Annotated in this window: 14 protein-coding genes; 8 read left to right on the plus strand and 6 right to left on the minus strand. The window is 50.8% G+C overall.

Features of this window, described 5'->3' with window-relative positions; all coding sequences use genetic code 11:
- From IDZ20_RS15255 to IDZ20_RS15265, 3 genes are all read right to left on the minus strand, one after another.
- A complete protein-coding gene (locus IDZ20_RS15255; protein WP_188152356.1) occupies nt 1–1,248 on the minus strand; it encodes a glycosyltransferase family 4 protein in 1,248 nt (415 codons plus the stop codon).
- An 85-nt stretch (nt 1,249–1,333) separates the two neighbouring features.
- Nucleotides 1,334–1,819: an FKBP-type peptidyl-prolyl cis-trans isomerase gene (locus IDZ20_RS15260; protein ID WP_188152305.1), complete on the minus strand. Its 486-nt coding sequence runs from the start codon at nt 1,817–1,819 to the stop codon at nt 1,334–1,336.
- A gap of 117 nt (nt 1,820–1,936) precedes the next feature.
- Nucleotides 1,937–2,815, minus strand: a complete 879-nt coding sequence (locus IDZ20_RS15265) for an AraC family transcriptional regulator (RefSeq protein ID WP_188152306.1) — start codon at nt 2,813–2,815, stop codon at nt 1,937–1,939.
- Between the two features lie 150 nt (nt 2,816–2,965).
- On the opposite strand from IDZ20_RS15265, the gene IDZ20_RS15270 reads away from it, so the two are divergent.
- Nucleotides 2,966–3,232 carry a SemiSWEET family sugar transporter gene (locus tag IDZ20_RS15270; RefSeq protein WP_223144986.1) on the plus strand — a complete coding sequence of 89 codons (267 nt, stop codon included), beginning with the start codon at nt 2,966–2,968 and terminating at the stop codon, nt 3,230–3,232.
- A 71-nt stretch (nt 3,233–3,303) separates the two neighbouring features.
- On the plus strand, nt 3,304–4,638 hold the full coding sequence (locus IDZ20_RS15275) for an MATE family efflux transporter (RefSeq protein WP_188152358.1): 1,335 nt from the start codon (nt 3,304–3,306) through the stop codon (nt 4,636–4,638).
- A 22-nt stretch (nt 4,639–4,660) separates the two neighbouring features.
- Here the strand turns inward: IDZ20_RS15275 and IDZ20_RS15280 are convergent, their stop codons facing one another.
- Nucleotides 4,661–5,641 carry a type 2 periplasmic-binding domain-containing protein gene (locus IDZ20_RS15280; RefSeq protein ID WP_188152307.1) on the minus strand — a complete coding sequence of 327 codons (981 nt, stop codon included), beginning with the start codon at nt 5,639–5,641 and terminating at the stop codon, nt 4,661–4,663.
- Between the two features lie 65 nt (nt 5,642–5,706).
- On the opposite strand from IDZ20_RS15280, the gene IDZ20_RS15285 reads away from it, so the two are divergent.
- The 3 genes from IDZ20_RS15285 (at nt 5,707) to IDZ20_RS15295 (ending at nt 8,292) form a co-directional block, all read left to right on the plus strand.
- Complete coding sequence (locus IDZ20_RS15285; protein WP_188152308.1) at nt 5,707–6,795, plus strand: polysaccharide deacetylase family protein; 1,089 nt, start codon at nt 5,707–5,709, stop codon at nt 6,793–6,795.
- A gap of 158 nt (nt 6,796–6,953) precedes the next feature.
- On the plus strand, nt 6,954–7,874 hold the full coding sequence (locus IDZ20_RS15290) for a diguanylate cyclase (RefSeq protein WP_188152309.1): 921 nt from the start codon (nt 6,954–6,956) through the stop codon (nt 7,872–7,874).
- Nucleotides 7,875–7,899: 25 nt separating this feature from the next.
- The gene (locus IDZ20_RS15295; RefSeq protein ID WP_188152310.1) at nt 7,900–8,292 is read left to right on the plus strand and encodes a DsrE family protein; all 393 of its coding nucleotides are present in this window, start codon (nt 7,900–7,902) and stop codon (nt 8,290–8,292) included.
- 145 nt (nt 8,293–8,437) lie between these two features.
- Here the strand turns inward: IDZ20_RS15295 and hemB are convergent, their stop codons facing one another.
- On the minus strand, nt 8,438–9,442 hold the full coding sequence (gene hemB / locus IDZ20_RS15300; protein ID WP_188152311.1) for a porphobilinogen synthase: 1,005 nt from the start codon (nt 9,440–9,442) through the stop codon (nt 8,438–8,440).
- A gap of 448 nt (nt 9,443–9,890) precedes the next feature.
- Between hemB and IDZ20_RS15305 the strand changes: the two genes are divergently transcribed.
- From IDZ20_RS15305 to IDZ20_RS15315, 3 genes are all read left to right on the plus strand, one after another.
- A complete protein-coding gene (locus IDZ20_RS15305; protein WP_188152312.1) occupies nt 9,891–11,720 on the plus strand; it encodes an alkaline phosphatase in 1,830 nt (609 codons plus the stop codon).
- Nucleotides 11,721–11,894: 174 nt separating this feature from the next.
- Nucleotides 11,895–14,108, plus strand: a complete 2,214-nt coding sequence (locus IDZ20_RS15310) for a marine proteobacterial sortase target protein (protein ID WP_188152313.1) — start codon at nt 11,895–11,897, stop codon at nt 14,106–14,108.
- A 17-nt stretch (nt 14,109–14,125) separates the two neighbouring features.
- On the plus strand, nt 14,126–14,740 hold the full coding sequence (locus tag IDZ20_RS15315; protein WP_188152314.1) for a class GN sortase: 615 nt from the start codon (nt 14,126–14,128) through the stop codon (nt 14,738–14,740).
- On the opposite strand, the gene dxs is transcribed toward IDZ20_RS15315, so the two are convergent.
- Entirely contained in the window at nt 14,713–16,641 is a 1,929-nt protein-coding gene (gene dxs / locus IDZ20_RS15320; protein WP_188152315.1) for a 1-deoxy-D-xylulose-5-phosphate synthase, read from the minus strand. The two genes, IDZ20_RS15315 and dxs, sit on opposite strands and share 28 nt — an antisense overlap.
- Nucleotides 16,642–16,658: the final 17 nt, after the last annotated feature.

The raw sequence follows: 16,658 nt of genomic DNA on the forward strand, positions 1-16,658 counted from the left end.
TTAGTTCTTTAACAGTGAGTGGTAGTAAGCGCTGAGCTGTTCTGCGACGCGCTGCCAGCAAAACGTTGCCAGAATATGCTGTCTCGCGGCAACACCTAAGGCACGGGTACCGTCTGGGTCGCGAAGCAGTACAGCAATCGCATTTGCAAGCGCCTGCTCATCGCCGGCGGCAACCAAAATACCGGCGTCGCCGACAACTTCTGGTAGGGCGCCGCCGTCGCTGCTAACAACGGGAACTTCACAAGCCATGGCTTCGCCTGCAGGTAAGCCAAATCCTTCATAGAGTGATGGGCACACGGCAATACAGGCGTGTGAATATTCTTCCACTAGTTGTGGGTGGCTAATGCCGGAGCGAAATTCAATGGCGTCGTTCAAACCAAGTTTTTTTATAAGCTGCTCATTAACTCCACCTGGTTTAAGTTTGCCGACTATAACGAGATGAACAGCGGGAAATTCTTGCCGCAGTTGAGCCAATGCTTTTAATAAATAGGCCAAGCCTTTAATGGGTTGGTCGGATGAGGTTGTGGTAATTAAGCGAAACGGAACCCGTGTAGCGGTCGAGATGGGTTTAAATAAATCCGTATCGATACCGTTACTGATCACCGAAACATTGTCGCCGGAGCTTTGAAAATACTGTTCGATATCGCGTTTCGAATTTTCGGAGACGGTGGTGATGTGGTGTAGTTTTTTTACCACCCGCTCTTGCATACGAATAAAGCTATACCAGCGTTTAATAAGTAGGCGATGCTGCCAGTCTGGGGCGGCGGCCAAGGCGAGATCGCGGTCGCGATGGATGGGGTGGTGGATAGTACTAATAACCTTGTGACCGGCGTTTTGTAGCTGCAGCAAGCCGTAACCCAAGCTTTGGTTATCGTGAATAATATCGTAGTTGTTTACCGCCAACACTTTCGCGATGCGTCGCCCAAAGGTGTAGGGTTCGGCAAAGCCACCGGTAAGCATGGCAAACCATTCCCAAGTATCGGTAAACGATTTTAAATGGTGCCAGCGCAGCGCCCGAGTGTGATCAACTGAGGCGTACAAATCTAAGCTGGGAACTTCGATTAAGTTCACACCGCTGGGCAGTTCTGGGTAGGGTGGGCCAGAAAAAACGTCGACCTGATGACCAAGATCGCTGAGCGCCTTGCTGAGATATTTAATATAAATACCCTGACCGCCGACAAAGGGCGAGCTGCGATAACCTAACAGGGCAATTTTAAGCGGTTTAAGCTTGGCCCCGATGGGTTTGATGCCGCTAGTATTTGTACTACTAAGGTCAGTACCGGAAGCTTTGGGCGTCTCGATAGCTTTGGTGCTGACGGCGGCGGGCGTTGCGCTAGTGATGGTGACCGCCGTCGCCGTGGGCGTGACCGTGGGCAATTTCTTCTTCACTGGCTGCACGTATTGCTTTTATTTCGATATCGAATTCCAGTGTCTTACCCGCAAATGGATGGTTCATATCGAGCTCAACCATAAACTTGCCAGGTTTGATAATGCGCGCGTTAATCGCACCCTTCTCGGTATTCACCTTCACTACCATGCCTGGAAGCAGGCGCTTATATTTGCCAGCCAAATGCTTAACCGGCACTTTTTGCACGGCGCCTTCGCGGCGTGGCCCGTAAGCCTGCTCGGGGGACAACACCACTGATTTGCTGTCGCCGACAGTCAAGCCAACCATTGCATCTTCTAAGCCCGCAAGAATATTGCCGTGGCCGTGCAGATAAGCCATAGGTACTGAGTCTTGATTAGATTCAATATTCTCGCCGCCCTGCTCGCGTAAAACATAATGAAACGACACCACACTGTTGTTTTCGATTTGCATAACTGACTTTTCCGAAGCGTTAAAAACGCGAGATTATACCGAGCTTAGGCGCGGCCGCCTACGCTTGCTTGCGGGGGGGTGATGGTTTGCCGGTTACGGTGGTGCACATCTTGCGCTTTAGGCACTTTTCTGGCGGCGATATTCCGATGGTGAGACCCCAAGTGACTTTTTAAAGCGGGTAGAGAAATTAAACGCATCTTGATAGCCAACACTGTTGGCGATCAGCAGTAGTGACCAGTCGGTATCTTTGAGAAGGTTTTCGGCGCGTTCCATTCGAAAGTAAATCAGCCGTTGGATAGGGCTCTGGCCGTACAGTTGCTTGCAGAGGCGGTGTAGATGCGGCGCAGAGTAATGTACCGTGTCGGCCATTTTCTCAATTGTCCAAGGGGCGTGTAGTTGCTGCTGAACAAGGGTGAAGAGGGTTTCTAGGCGACGCTGTTGTTCGAGGCCGTCTTGGTTGCTGCTGCCTTCGTTACTAAGACTTTGGCTAAGGTAATTTTGTAGCTGTTGGATTGCGTTATCGCGCATGCTGCGGCGGGGTTCATAATAGAGTTGGCACAGGAGGTGGAAAATAGCCGCGCTGCTGGGGCAGTAGCGAATACCGGGGTGCTGGCTGGTGAGATGCTGCCATTGCGGGGTGTCGTCAAAACAAAACCATGCCGTTGCCCAGCGTTCGGCGGCTAAAGAAAATCGAAACGGATTGCCGAGCGGCAATAGGGTTAAGGTGTTGGGTTCAATAAATTGCTCGGTGCAATCGGGGTTGTTTGCAATAGAGTTGGTGCAGTCTAGTTCGAGCTTACCGCGCCCTTCTAGGGTAAACAGTGCGGTGTGATAGTCGGGCTTGCGCCGCCCAACCCAGTAGCGCCCGCGTAGCTCCGAAACCCCAGCGTAGCCAATGCCCATAGCGAGTAATTCGGGCACATTGTCGCGGTGCAGAAAACGTTCATAGCAGTCCGGCCCCAGCTCTAAAGAGTCTTCCCAGTGTTTACCTTGCATCGGCTAAAATGCCCCCTGCTGCGTGGTGCGAGCAGCTTATGATAGTTTTGAAAATGGTTTTGATAGGTTAAAACATAGCCAGTTTTAGTTCTAGCACCTATAGTAACTAACGCTTAAAGAGTTTTGATTTTACCTAGGATTATTCTGACCATGACAGAAGTGATTGGCCTTATCGCCGCAATTTGTACCACATTCTCGTTTGCGCCACAGGCATTAAAAGTTATCAAAACGGGCGATACCTCGGGGTTATCCCTGGCGATGTACGTGATTTTCACCTTTGGCGTACTGCTCTGGATCGGTTACGGCCTGATGCGCGAAGACGCGGTGATTGTTTTGGCGAATGTCGTTACCTTCGTGCTGGCCGCGATTATTCTTTTTCTTAAAATCCGCAACGACGTCCTTTCGAATCGCAAATAGAAGTAGAGATTATCTTGACCGCATTTTTTAAACGAAAAACAGCTGACCTTTTCGGTGGCAGCACTCCGAGTATGTGGGGCAGTGTGGCGTTGTTGGCATTGCCTGTCGCCCTGCAAATGATGCTGCAATCGCTATTGGGAATGGCGGATGTATTGATGGTAGGAGAGCTTGGCCCTGTTGCGATTGCGGCGGTGGGTCTCTCCGCCAAGTTACATTTTTTACTCTTGGTCATGATGGCCGGTATTGGCGCTGGTGCGAGTGTTTTGGTTGCGCAATACAGCGGTGCCGGCAATCTCGCTGCAACCCAGCGCACTCTGGCACTGGCCGTTATGGTTGGTGTTGCCAGTATGATCCCCTTCACGCTGCTGTTTTTATTGGGCGGCGAAACTGTAGTTTCCTTGATCAACCCAGACCCAGAAGTGGTCGCGCTAACCGCGAGTTATTTGCGCATTACTGCGTTTGTGGTGTTGCTGACGTTGCTGTCGGTGGTGTTCGAGTCTGGCTTGCGGGCCATGGGCAATACCGGCCTGCCGCTACTAATGGGCGCCATAGCCACTGCGGCAAACGTGGTATTGAATTACGCGTTAATCTTTGGCCATTGGGGAATGCCGGCCATGGGGGTCGAAGGCGCGGCTTGGGCGACGTTAATCGCACGGGGAATACAGTTGGCTGGCATTCTGTTGTGGTTATATCTGCGCAGTCATCATTTCGCCTTGCGCTTACAGCACTTTAAAGCGGCGCTGGATAAAGACGCCTTGTTGCGCTTTACCCGGTTTGCGACCCCCTTGGTTATCAACCATGTTATCTGGGCGGTCGGCAATGCCACCTACCATGTTATGACCGGCTATGCGGGTACTGAAGCGCTTGCTGTAATGGGGGTGATAGTGCCCATCGAAAGCTTATTTTTCTCACTTTTCGTGGGTATCTCAAATGCCTCTACGGTATTAATTGGCCGCGCCTTGGGGGGCAGCCAAACAGACGAAGCCTGGCGTTTACATCGCTTTTTTGATCAGTTGTCGTTTGGTTTGGTAGTCGCGCTTAGCGCGGGGCTGTGGTTGTCGCGCCATTGGGTAGTCGCTATTTTTGATCAGCTCGATGCGGCTACGGCGGAGCTGTTAACCGATACGCTGGCTATTTTCAGCCTGCTTATCTGGGTAAAAGTGTTGAATATGATTCGAATACTTGGAGTGTTGCGCGCCGGTGGGGACAATCGCTTTTGCCTGATCACCGATACCATTGTGATGTGGGTAATTGGGATTCCTATCTACACCGCGGCAATTTTTCTCGGTGGGTTTTCGTTCCTAACAATTTATACACTGATGTACTTGGAAGATGTGGCCAAATTCATCCCTGTTCGACACCGTATCGGCGTGCGCCGCTGGATGAAAAACCTTACGCTGACCTAGTGAGTAGGCTTAGAAAAACGCGTTATTGTTTGTTGTCGGATAGGTTTCGATTGTTAAAGGCATTGATAATAGAGTTGTTTTTTCGACTCGGTAGTAATGGGTTGGTGAGGGTGAATACGCGTGGTGATGGTGTATTTAACTCAGTATTGAACTTGCCGTAGTGCTTGTTAAAGAGCATGGCGGCGGTGCCGTCGGCAAATAGCTGATCCAATCCGAACTTTAATCGTTGATAGAGCAGCGGTTGAGTTTTTGAAACACTCAAATACACCGAGATTGGGTAAAACACATAGAGATCTGGTGCAACCACCAGCTCGGGGTGTTCATCGATTTGATCGGCGAGGGTACGATCTATCTCCAGTATGCTCATCGGCATACAATCATAACGATTACGTTCGAGCATACCGAATAGGCTGTGGAGGTCTTCTGCTGTGACCACCTCCATTCCTTGATTGCTGTAGGCAATAATATCGCTCCAGTCGCTTTGCTGGCCTATTCGTAGTGTTTTCAGTTTTTCTAGGCTATCGATACTGCTAAGCAATGGTAATTTTTTGCGTAGGGTAATACATTTGCGCAGGCCTAAGCGGTCTTTTAAGAATGGGTAGTCCAGCAGGTAAACGTTTTTTTTATTGACGAAATCGCCGTGCCACTCCGAGGAGAAGTGGGCGTGTATCGACTCGCCACGTTCGGTGGCGATTTTTGAGCGTTCGGCGCTCATGGGGCGATGATCGTAACTAATGTAGTAAGGTGGGGAGTCGGCGTCAGTCAGTTTGAGCGCGGCTTCGACTAACTCCACTTGATAGTCACGCAGAGAAGAACTCATGCCACCCACCCAAAATTTAATCTGAAAAGTGGGAGCGATCGAGGTGGTGACGGCAGTGGTCGGCGGTGCGGCAAATGACGTGGAGGGCGCAAATGGCGCTATAAGCATCCACAACAGGCTAGCACACCAGCGCATCGTCGCGCCGATTGTGTGGCTTGCGCCAGTTTCAGGAGGCCAATTCATTCTTGGTTGTTACCACCATTTTTGTTAAATGTTATCGGTTTAGTTTAGTCGAAGGATGCCAACTCTTGCAGCATTTGATTGTGTATTTATTGTCTATTTTATTTGGGGTGATCTGTTTCGCGTCCAACGCGCAAGCACTGGTGGTGCTGCAGTACCACCATATCGATAACGAAACACCAGCCGCGACCAGTATTACACCGGAGCGTTTCCGCGAGCACCTGGCGTTTTTGGAGCAGCAGCACTTTCGCGTTATTGCGATTACCGAGCTGCCGGCTTTATTGAAGGCCGCAAAACCGAGCGGAAGCCTACCAGACCGTACCGCCGTAATCACCTTTGACGACGGCTATAGCTCTATTTACGAGCAGGCTTTTCCGTTGCTGAAAGCGCGTAACTGGCCGTTTACGGTGTTTGTGAACAGCAAACCGCACGATCAGAAGAACCCTCAATACGCCAGTTGGAAGCAGCTTCGCGAGATGGCCGCTGAGGGCGCCACCATCGCGAATCACAGCGATAGCCATCAGCATATGATTCGGCGCTTAGATGGCGAGTCAGCTAAGCAGTGGTTGGCTCGACAGACACATGAAATCGAGTTTACCGAACAGCGCATACGCAAAGAGATCGGCGGCCCTGCGGCGCCGTTTTTTGCCTACCCCTTTGGCGAATACAACAACGAACTGGTGGCACTGCTGGAGTCTAAGGGTTACCTGGGCTTTACCCAGATATCCGGGCCAATAGCTGCGAATAGTAGCCCACAGTTGTTGCCTCGTTTTGTCTTCGGTGGCCCCTATGGCCGCCCGCAGGATTTTGCCGACAAGGTGATGAGCCTACCATTCCCGCTCCTTGACGTTTTAGTGTCCGACGAAGCAGGTCGTCCACTGAATGGCTCAGAATTGCCGCCGGCTGTAACTGTGCCGCGATTGCAGCTGCAATCGCCAATATTGCGACTGGTGCGAGCGGCACAGTGCTTTGCTAGCGGTCAGGGTCAGCTTGCGGTAGCGCTAGGTGGCAGTAGTTTAACCACTAAAGCTAATCGCCCGCTGTCTGCTGGACGCAGTCGCTATACCTGCACCGCCGCTGCGGGAGGTGGTCGTTTTTATTGGTATTCGACCCTCTTTATACGCCGTAAAGACGACGGCGGCTGGTACTCAGAGTAGGCCCTTTGAGCGAAATCGATAGAGAACTGATACGCCAATTCTACAATCCTCTACTACACTAAAATGACTTTGGGCTGTTCATGAGGCCGTTGTATCTCATCCACAATGAGTTGGACTTCAGTTAGCTTTTTTCAGTTAATGATTAAGGAGCCGTGATTTTGTCAATTCGGTGGTTGAGATGTGGTGTCTTGGTGTTGAGTGTGGCTCTGGCCTCATCGGCTTGGGCAGAGCGGAAAGTATTACGTATTAGTTATGAAGATTCTCCAACAGCCGAATACGTGGTGGCTTTGTTGCGTATGGCGCTGCCTTTTTCCAATGTGGACTACCAGCTAGATTTACAGCGCATTAGTTTTACAGTGCCTCGTTTAATCGAAGAGATCAAAGGCGGTAACTTCGATTTAATGTGGACCGCTACCAATAACGAACTCGAAGAACAATTGCTCCCAATTCGCGTGCCGCTCTATAAAGGTTTACTCGGCCATCGCGTGTTTATTATTCACCCCTCGTTACAATCCCGTTTTGACCAAGTTGATAACCTGTTGGACTTGCAGCGGTTTAGTCTCGGTCAGGGCCGGGGCTGGAGCGATGTCGAGATTCTTGAAGCTAACGACCTTAAAGTTACTGTGGCAACGAAATATGGCGGCTTGTTTCATATGGTTGAAGGCGGTCGTTTTGATGCCTTTCCCCGTGGCGTGCAAGAACCTTGGCAGGAACTCCAGTTGCGCCCGGAGCTGCAGCTGACGGTTGAGGAAAAGTTATTACTGGTTTACAAAATGCCTTACTACCTATTTACCGGACGAGATAACCGCGCACTGGCAATCGATCTGGAGGCGACGTTAATTCGCGCCATAGAGGCGGGTGCATTCGATGAATTTTTCTTTAGTTACCCGCAAATTAAAGATGTGATCAGTAAGGCTAATTTGGCAGAGCGCAAAGTATTCCCATTAGTAAACCCGCAGTTGCCGCCCAAAACGCCAGTCGACAATCCTATTCTGTGGCTCGATGCGGGCAAGCTTAAAGAGAAGGCAAATGCACAGGTAGAGCAGGCTGCAGGTGCCGATTTGAGCAGCCTGTATTAGTGTTGTTGGTTTGAGGAGCAGTTAGATGAAGAAAATATTTTTTAGTATATGTCTTTTCATGTATAGCAGCGCCTTATTAGGCGATACGTTAAAAGTGGTATATCACTTGAATGAGAGAGAAAAGGCTGGCGTTCTAATATCAAGCGTACAGGAACTATTGAAATCAAATCCAGAAAATCAGATTGAAGTGGTAATACATAGTTCAGCAATAATTCGCTTGGCTAAAGATGGTGATTTAAGTACTGAATTCGAAGGCCTGTTAAGTAAGGGAGTTATTATAGGTGCTTGCAGTACATCAATGCTCAAAAACAATCTAAGACCTGACATACTAATTGGTGGTGTCGTTCAGTTGAAGCAAGGCGGAGTTCTGAGGATATTAGAGTTGCAAAAACAAGGATACAGTTATATAAAAATATAAACATAACAAAAAGCTGTACCTGACAATTTTTGCGACGCTCAATTGTGTATTTCGCGTAGCTCCATTTTACACAATTGCTCTCTGCAAAAATCGCAGGTGAACTTGACGTTAGCTGGCGGCCGTTAATCTGTTGTAGTTAATGGGCCTAGTTGGACTCGCCGCGCTGTAGTAGACGAGCTGCATCCTTGGCGAAGTAGGTCAAAATACCGTTTGCGCCGGCGCGCTTGATGCACAGTAGCGATTCGAGAATAACGTTCTCACCGAGTATTCCTGCGGCAATCGCCATTTTATGCATGCTGTATTCGCCGCTCACCTGATAGGCAAATGTGGGTACGCCAAACTCATCTTTAACGCGGCGAACAATATCCAGATACGGCATCCCAGGCTTTACCATCACCATATCGGCTCCCTCTTCTATGTCCATGCGCACTTCGTGTAACGCTTCGTCGCTGTTGGCTGGATCCATTTGGTAGGTAAATTTATTGCCCTTGCCAAGGTTACCAGCAGAACCGACTGCATCGCGAAACGGGCCGTAATAGCCAGATGCATACTTGGCGGAATAGGCCATAATTTGCGTGTTAATAAAGCCGGCTTGATCCAAATTCGCGCGAATAGCGCCAACGCGGCCATCCATCATATCGGACGGCGCGATCACATCGGCACCCGCTTCAGCGCACACCAATGCCTGCCTTTGTAGCGCGACGATGGTCGCGTCGTTAAGCACATAGCCATTATCATCGATAATGCCGTCTTGGCCGTGAGTGGTATAGGGGTCGAGGGCTCCATCACAAATTATCCCCATCTCTGGGAAACGCTGTTTTATTCGACGTACAGCGCGTGGCACTAAGCCGTCACTGTCGAACGCCGCCTCGCCCATGGGTGTTTTCACCGAGCTGTCGATATTTGGGAAGAGTGCGATCGCGGGTATTCGCAAGGCCACCAACTGCTCTACTTCCTTTTCTAGCTCGTCCAAACTTAATCGGAATTGGCCGGGCATACTGGCGATCTCTTCACGCCGATTTTCCCCTTCGAGAATAAAAATGGGGTAGATAAAATCGCTGGCAGATAGCTCGGTTTCGCGAACTAAGCGGCGAGAAAATTCGGCGAAGCGATTGCGACGTAAACGCGTGGCGGGAAATTGGCGAGACATGGGCAAACCTAAGAGAGCAGTGAATGGAGATGAATTAGAATCTTTTGGCCAAGAATAGCAGGTATAAATTTGATGACCCGCTAAAGCTAATAGCGACACGAACTATAGAGGAATTGAACCTAGCGCGGCAAGCCGAGTGCTACTTAGGGGCAAGTATTAACGGCGCAAAATATCGTTATTTGCAAACAAATGAAAATAACCTTTTAAATGCCAGTCATCGAGGGCTATACTGCGCGCGCATTTTTGATGCCCTGTAACCGATAGTCATCCAGCACAGGAATTCACAAGTCTTTGCCCCCGCTCTCGTAAGAGGCGGGGGTTTTTTATTTCTTCATCAGATTGCATACTGCCTTCCTGCTTCTGGCTAGTCTTAATACGCTTACCTAGCCCTTATCTTTGTTAAATAACTAGCCACTCTTGTGGTTGTCATTTTTTTGCGAGGCCGTTTATGTGGTTTTATTCAAGCGCATTAGCGTTGTTACTCTGTGTGTCAGTTGCCAGTTGTAGTGATGGCCGGCCAGAGCTTGGCGAGGGTTCGGATGCGGCCGATGCTAGTGTCGTGAGTGGTATCGATACGTCTGATCGTGATGAAAAACTGCATTTAAAGCTTAGTGAAGCCGGTATGCGTATTGATGACGAGGTCTCGCCGAGTATTAATCGTGCAGTTGAGAAGAGCCCCCCATGGTTAACCGAATACCCTCCCGTCGCTGCCAGTTGGTATAACGCCGCGGCCGACAAGGTGCAGCGTGCGGTTCGCCGCGAAGGCCGCGATGACTATGGTCGGGCGCGCAATATTATCTTGTTTGTGGGAGACGGCATGGGTATCAGCACGGTTACCGCCGCGCGTATTTATGCTGGGCAACAGCTCGGGCAAAGCGGTGAAGAATACGAGCTAGCGTTTGACCTGTTTCCCTATACTGGCCTTGCCAGAACCTACAACACCGATATGCAAACGCCCGATTCCGCCGGCACTATTACCGCGCTTATGGCGGGGGTTAAAACCAAGGCGGGGGTGTTGAATATCAACGACGAGGTTATCCGTGGTAACTGCGATAGCAGTCGCGGCAACGAGTTATTTAGTTTACTCGATATCGCCGAATTCGCCGGTTTGGCCACGGGCATTGTATCTACCGCCCGTATTACCCACGCGACACCAGCAGGGGCCTATGCGAAAAGTGCCAATCGAGACTGGGAGAGCGACGCCAGAATGCCCACCGCCGAACCGGGCTTTAATTGCACTGATATCGCCCAACAACTGGTTGAGTACCCAAGCCGAATACGCTCATTAGTGAGGCGGCGTGCGCTCACAGGCGCTGAAGTAAATGGCTCCCCACGTCAATGGGATTTGAATTATATCGACGGCCCAGAGGTAATCTTGGGTGGAGGTTTAAGCAAGTTTCTTCCCCTTGGCGAGACGCGTTTAGCCAGTGGCAAAGCCGGTCGAGGCGAACGCCGCGATGGTCGCAACTTGATTGCCGAATGGCTGGCACAAAACCCAAATGGTGTGTTTGTCGACAATCGGGAGGAATTTACGGCTGCTTCAGCGACTCAACCGGAAAAAATGTTGGGGTTATTTAGTGATTCTCACATGGCCTACGCGGCGGCACAGGCGTCTGGCGGCACAGGTCAACCCAGCCTTACGGCAATGACTGAGGCCGCTATTAGGCGATTAGCGGCAGAACCCGGCGGCTACTTCTTGATGGTGGAAGCTGCCCGTATTGATCATGCACATCACGATGGCAATGCCTACCAAGCGCTTAATGACACGGTTGAACTGTCTCGGGCCGTGGCTGCTGCGGCAGCCTTAACAGACGAGCGCGATACCTTGATCATTGTTACCGCCGATCACAGCCATGTTCTCACCATGGCCGGCTACCCGAAACGGGGTAACCCTATTTTAGGTAAGGTTCACAACGGTAATCTTGAGGGCAAGCCACAGCTGGAAAATGCCGCCGACGGCAAGCCTTACACCACACTCAGCTATGCCAATGGTCGAACCGCATTTAAAACACATAACAATGGTGAGCGCATCGACTTAACCGACGTCGATACCACTAGCCCTGACTACCACCAGCAGGCACTTGTGCCCTTGGTGGCTGAAACACATGGCGGCGAAGATGTGGGCATCTATGCGCGCGGCCCTGCGGCTTATTTGGTTTCCGGCAGTCATGAGCAAAATGTGATTTTCCATATCATGAACTATGCCGGCGCTTTGCTAGATAAAGCTCAGGCTAAACTTTTAACTCAAGCTAAGCTAGCCACTAAACCGGCACCCTAAGTAGATTGTTCGCAAACAAATAGCATTTTGGCGACAAGAGTAGTCTTCGCTGGGGTGCTGCCATTTTTTGCCACAATTGATCCCTAGCTCGACAGTGTTGCGGCCAAGCGGCGACACCATTCTTTGTTGTAATTCTTCTAGCGCCTCACTCACTAGGCGATTAGGAGAAAAATCATGTTTAATATTCGCCGTCGCGATCTCGGTCGCCATTTAGAAACACTCTGGTCTCAGGGCGCGGGTTGGCTCGTGCTCAGCCTTATCGCCTTACTGTTAAATATTCTCGTTGCCGCGCCAGCTAGGGCCGACGAAATAAACTCCGGCAATGCCAATCGTTATCACCCAGAAGCTGGTCAACTTCTATTTGTGCAGGACGAAAACCAATTTACAAACGCTATTCATATTCAGACCAGTGCCACAGTTACGGTTAGTGGTTTGGTCGCGGAGGTGTGGTATCAGCAAACATTTGTGAATGAAAGTGATCAGTGGCAAGAAGCCGTATATGTATTCCCTTTGCCGGAAAACGCGGCGATAAACTATATGGAAATTCAAATTGGTGAACGCAAAATTGTTGGCGAAATAAAAGAGAAGCGCGAAGCGCAGCGCATTTATCAAGCGGCAAAAACCGCGGGTAAAAAAGCCGCTCTGCTCGATCAGGAGCGGCCTAACCTGTTCACTCAAAAAGTTGCCAATATTGCCCCTGGCGAAACGCTCGCGGTGCAGTTGCGTTACGTTGAACAAATTGGCTATAGCGCTGGCCAATTTAGTTGGCGCCTACCGACAACACTTACACCCCGCTATATGCCAGGCCCATTTCTTGCGGCTGGGCACGAACAAAATTCGACAATCAGTATCAACAAACTCGGCTGGTCTCTACCGACAACACAGGTGTCAGATGCCGATCGTATATCGCCGTTTATGCGCAATTTGGTCGTGCCAAAAAAAGGCCTGCCGGATAATCCAATCTCTATTGATATTCATTTAGCGGCGGGCATTCCGCTGGCAAAAATCGAATCGCCTTATCATCAAATAGCGGTAAACAAAGATTCACAGGGGCACAGTATTGCACTCGCGGCTGGTGCCGAAAGCATGGATAGAGACTTTGTGTTGCAGTGGCGCAGCGCCAACAACGATACGCCGGCGGCAGCCCTCTTTCGGGAGACGCTAGATAATGAAGATTACTTATTGCTGATGCTAGTTCCTCCAACGCAAACCACAGCGGCGGAATTTAAACGCAACGCTGCTTTGCCGCGGGATTTAATTTTTATTTTAGATACCTCTGGCTCAATGGCTGGAACTTCAATGCAACAAGCGCGCGCGGGTTTAAAGCGAGCCTTGCAACAACTAGGACCAGAAGATCGCTTTAATATTATTGAATTTGATTCCAGCTATTCGAGCTTGTTTGCACAATTACAGCCGGCCGATAGCTATACGGTTGCCGAAGCGCAACGCTGGGTGGATCGATTGCAAGCGGATGGCGGCACGGAAATGTTACCAGCCTTGGATGCAGCGCTGTCGCAAATGCAAAACGATAGCTCACAGCTACAGCAAATTATATTTATTACCGATGGCGCCGTTGGCAATGAAACGGAACTGTTTGCCCGCATTCAACAAAAGTTAAATAACAGCCGCTTGTTTACTGTGGGGATCGGCTCGGCTCCGAACAGCTATTTTATGCGCAAGGCGGCGCAATTTGGTCGCGGTACTTTTACCTATATCGGTAATAACCACGAAGTGTCGAAAAAAATGGACGAGTTGTTTGCCAAGCTGGATTCAGCTATTGGCAGTAACTTTCATTTAGAGTGGCCGACCTCAGCAGAAATGTGGCCAAACAAAATTCCGGATCTCTATGCCGGTGAACCTTTGGTTGCGGTGGCCAAACTCGATGCGGTCAATGGAGTGGTCAAATTGACCGGCGGGTTTGCCACTGCTGTTGGGGGTGGCGATAACTCTGGCGTTGCTGGAGGTGAACATTGGGCACGCGAATTTAATCTAGATGAATTACAGACGTTGCCGCAAAACCCGGGGATTGCGAGCCTGTGGGCGCGCGCGAAAATTTCGGCTTTAGAAGACGAAAAAATTGCAGGACGTAACCCTGACGAAGTGCGCCGCGAGGTTGTCGCACTGGGCTTGCGGCATCGTTTAGTTACCGCGTACACCAGTTTTGTAGCGCAAGAAAAAGCCGTGGCAAGGCCGTTCGATAATCGTCTAGTAAGCTCGCCGGTCGCTAATCTTGTTGCCCGAGGGCAACAGCTGCAGACAGTTTCTTACCCTAAGACGGCGACGCCAAGGTGGTTGTACGCACTTGTAGGTGTACTGTGTTTTATTGCCGCTGCACTTTACCGCTTTTTGTCCCGCTGCACGCTTGTAGTTCTAACGGATCGAACTTGAGGGGGTTGGCTTTGAGTTTGCCGAGGCTCGCAGAGAAAGGCGGTTGGGTTTATCTGCTGCTAATCATTGCCGGCTTAAGCTTTAGCGGTCAGTCGCTTTATATCTTGGCGAAGGCGCAGTTGGCTCAGCAACTGATTGCCCAAGCGTGGCAGCGCAGTTTGCAGTATCACTTTGAAGGAACGGAGCACGATATCGCTCCATCCAGCCCATCATTTCGGCCGCAGCGCCCTTGGCCCTGGGCAGATACTTGGCCGGTGGCACAGTTGCGCTATCAACAACAAAGCTTTTATGTGTTGGAAGGCGCGCAGGGAGAGAGCCTCGCGTTTGGGCCTGGTCGTGTGCAGGGGTCGGCGTCGATAGGCGCGAGTGGCACCACAGTTCTAGGTGGTCATCGCGATACCCATTTTAGCTTTTTGGCGTCGATTAAATTGGGTGAGCTGTTACAGCTTCAAGATGGCGGCGGCAATTGGCATCGCTATAAAGTCGTTGCGACTGAGGTACACGACAGCCGTTTGGGAGATTGGCAAATAGATTCTCAGAGAGATCAGCTGCACTTGATTACTTGCTACCCATTTGCAGCGCTGGTGCCGGGAGGCCCGCTGCGCTATGTGGTGGTAGCGGAAAAGTTTTGAGTAACGTTGCCGCTGTTGGTGAGCTTGTTTAGCCAGCGTTGAATGTTAGCGTCTATTGAGGCTTGGTCTAGTCCAGCTTGGGCCAACAGTTGAGGTCGCTTACCGTGGTCGTAATAGGCATCGGGTAAGCCGATGGGGAGCAGAGGTTTGGCTAAGCCTTGAGTCGCGAGGTACTCCATTACACCTACACCAGCGCCGCCGGCCACGGCATTCTCTTCTAGGGTTACCAAGTAGTCGTGATTTGCCGCCATAGTCTCGATGAGTTTGAGATCTAGAGGTTTCGCCCAGCGCATATCACAGAGGCTGTAATTATATTTGTCGGCGATGGCGCGAGCTTCTGGCAAGAGTACGCCAAAATTTAAAATACACAGGCGCTTACCGCCGCGCAGCATCTGGCCTTCGCCGACCGCCCATTTTAAATCGTGCAGTTCGATTTCGGCTCCAGTACCCGTGCCGCGCGGGTAGCGCACAGCCGCAGGACCTGGGTGGTTATAAGCACTAAACAGCAGTTGCCGACATTCGTGTTCGTCGCTGGGTGTAGCCAAAATCATTTTTGGCAGGCAACGCAAAAAGGATATATCGAAGCTGCCGGCGTGTGTCGGGCCGTCTTCGCCAACGAGGCCGGCGCGGTCGATTGCAAAGGTAACGTCGAGGTTTTGCAGTGCTACGTCGTGAATAAGCTGGTCGTAGGCGCGCTGTAAAAAGGTTGAATAAATGGCTACTACGGGCTTGGTCTGCTCGCAGGCAAGGCCAGCGGCGAGTGTTACCGCGTGCTGTTCGGCAATCGCAACATCGTGAAAGCGCTCGGGGAAGCGGTTGGCAAATTCGACCATGCCAGAGCCCTCGCACATGGCGGGGGTAATGGCGATGAGCTTGTTATCGGACTCGGCCATATCACAGAGCCACTCGCCAAAAACGTCTTGATACTTTTGCTTTTTGATGCCGGCTGGTGGCGTTGGCTTGTTGGTTTTTGGCTCAATTTTATTGAGTGCGTGATAACCCACGGGATCGAGTTCTGCCGGCGCAAAACCTTTCCCTTTACGGGTGATGATATGCAGAAGCTTCGGACCTTTGATTTCTAGCATATTGCCAATATCGTGAACTAAGCGTGGCAGGTCGTGGCCGTCGATAGGGCCAACGTAGTAGAAGCCAAGTTCTTCAAACAAGGTGCCGGGCGACACCATGCCTTTCATGTGTTCTTCGGTTTTACGGGCCAATTCCCATGCCTGAGGAATCTTGGTTAACACCCGCTTACTGCCTTCGCGCAGCGCGGTATAGGTTTTACTGGCCCAAATCTTCGAAAAATAATTGGCTAGGCCGCCCACATTTTTCGATATGGACATATTGTTGTCATTTAGCACCACCAGCATATCGGCACCGGTATGGGCGGCGTGGTTGAGTGCTTCAAACGCCATCCCTGCGGTCATGGCTCCATCGCCGATAACGGCCACGGTTTTGCGAGCAATCTCACTGTGTTGACTGCCAAGTGCCATGCCGAGTGCGGCGCTGATAGAGGTACTGGAATGGCCTACGCCAAATGTATCGTAGTCACTTTCGCCGCGTTTTGGGAAACCGGCTAAGCCGTCTAATTGACGAATCGAACTGAGTTGCTCGCGACGACCAGTAAGGATTTTGTGGGGGTAGGTTTGGTGGCCTACATCCCAGACCAAGCGATCGTCGGGGGTGTTCATAACATAGTGCAAGGCAATGGTGAGTTCGACGACCCCAAGTCCAGCACCAAAGTGACCGCCGGTTTGACCTACGCTAAACAGTAGGAACGCGCGCAATTCTTCAGCGAGCTGCTTGAGCTGCTTTTCTTCGAGTAAACGCAGGTCCGCAGGGCTGTTTATGGTGTCGAGCAGCGGCGTGGCCGGGCGTGTCAGAGGGATTTCGTCAAACATTTACAGTCTTTTCTTGC

The sequence above is a fragment of the Teredinibacter waterburyi genome (assembly GCF_001922985.1).
Taxonomy (GTDB): Bacteria; Pseudomonadota; Gammaproteobacteria; order Pseudomonadales; family Cellvibrionaceae; genus Teredinibacter; species Teredinibacter waterburyi.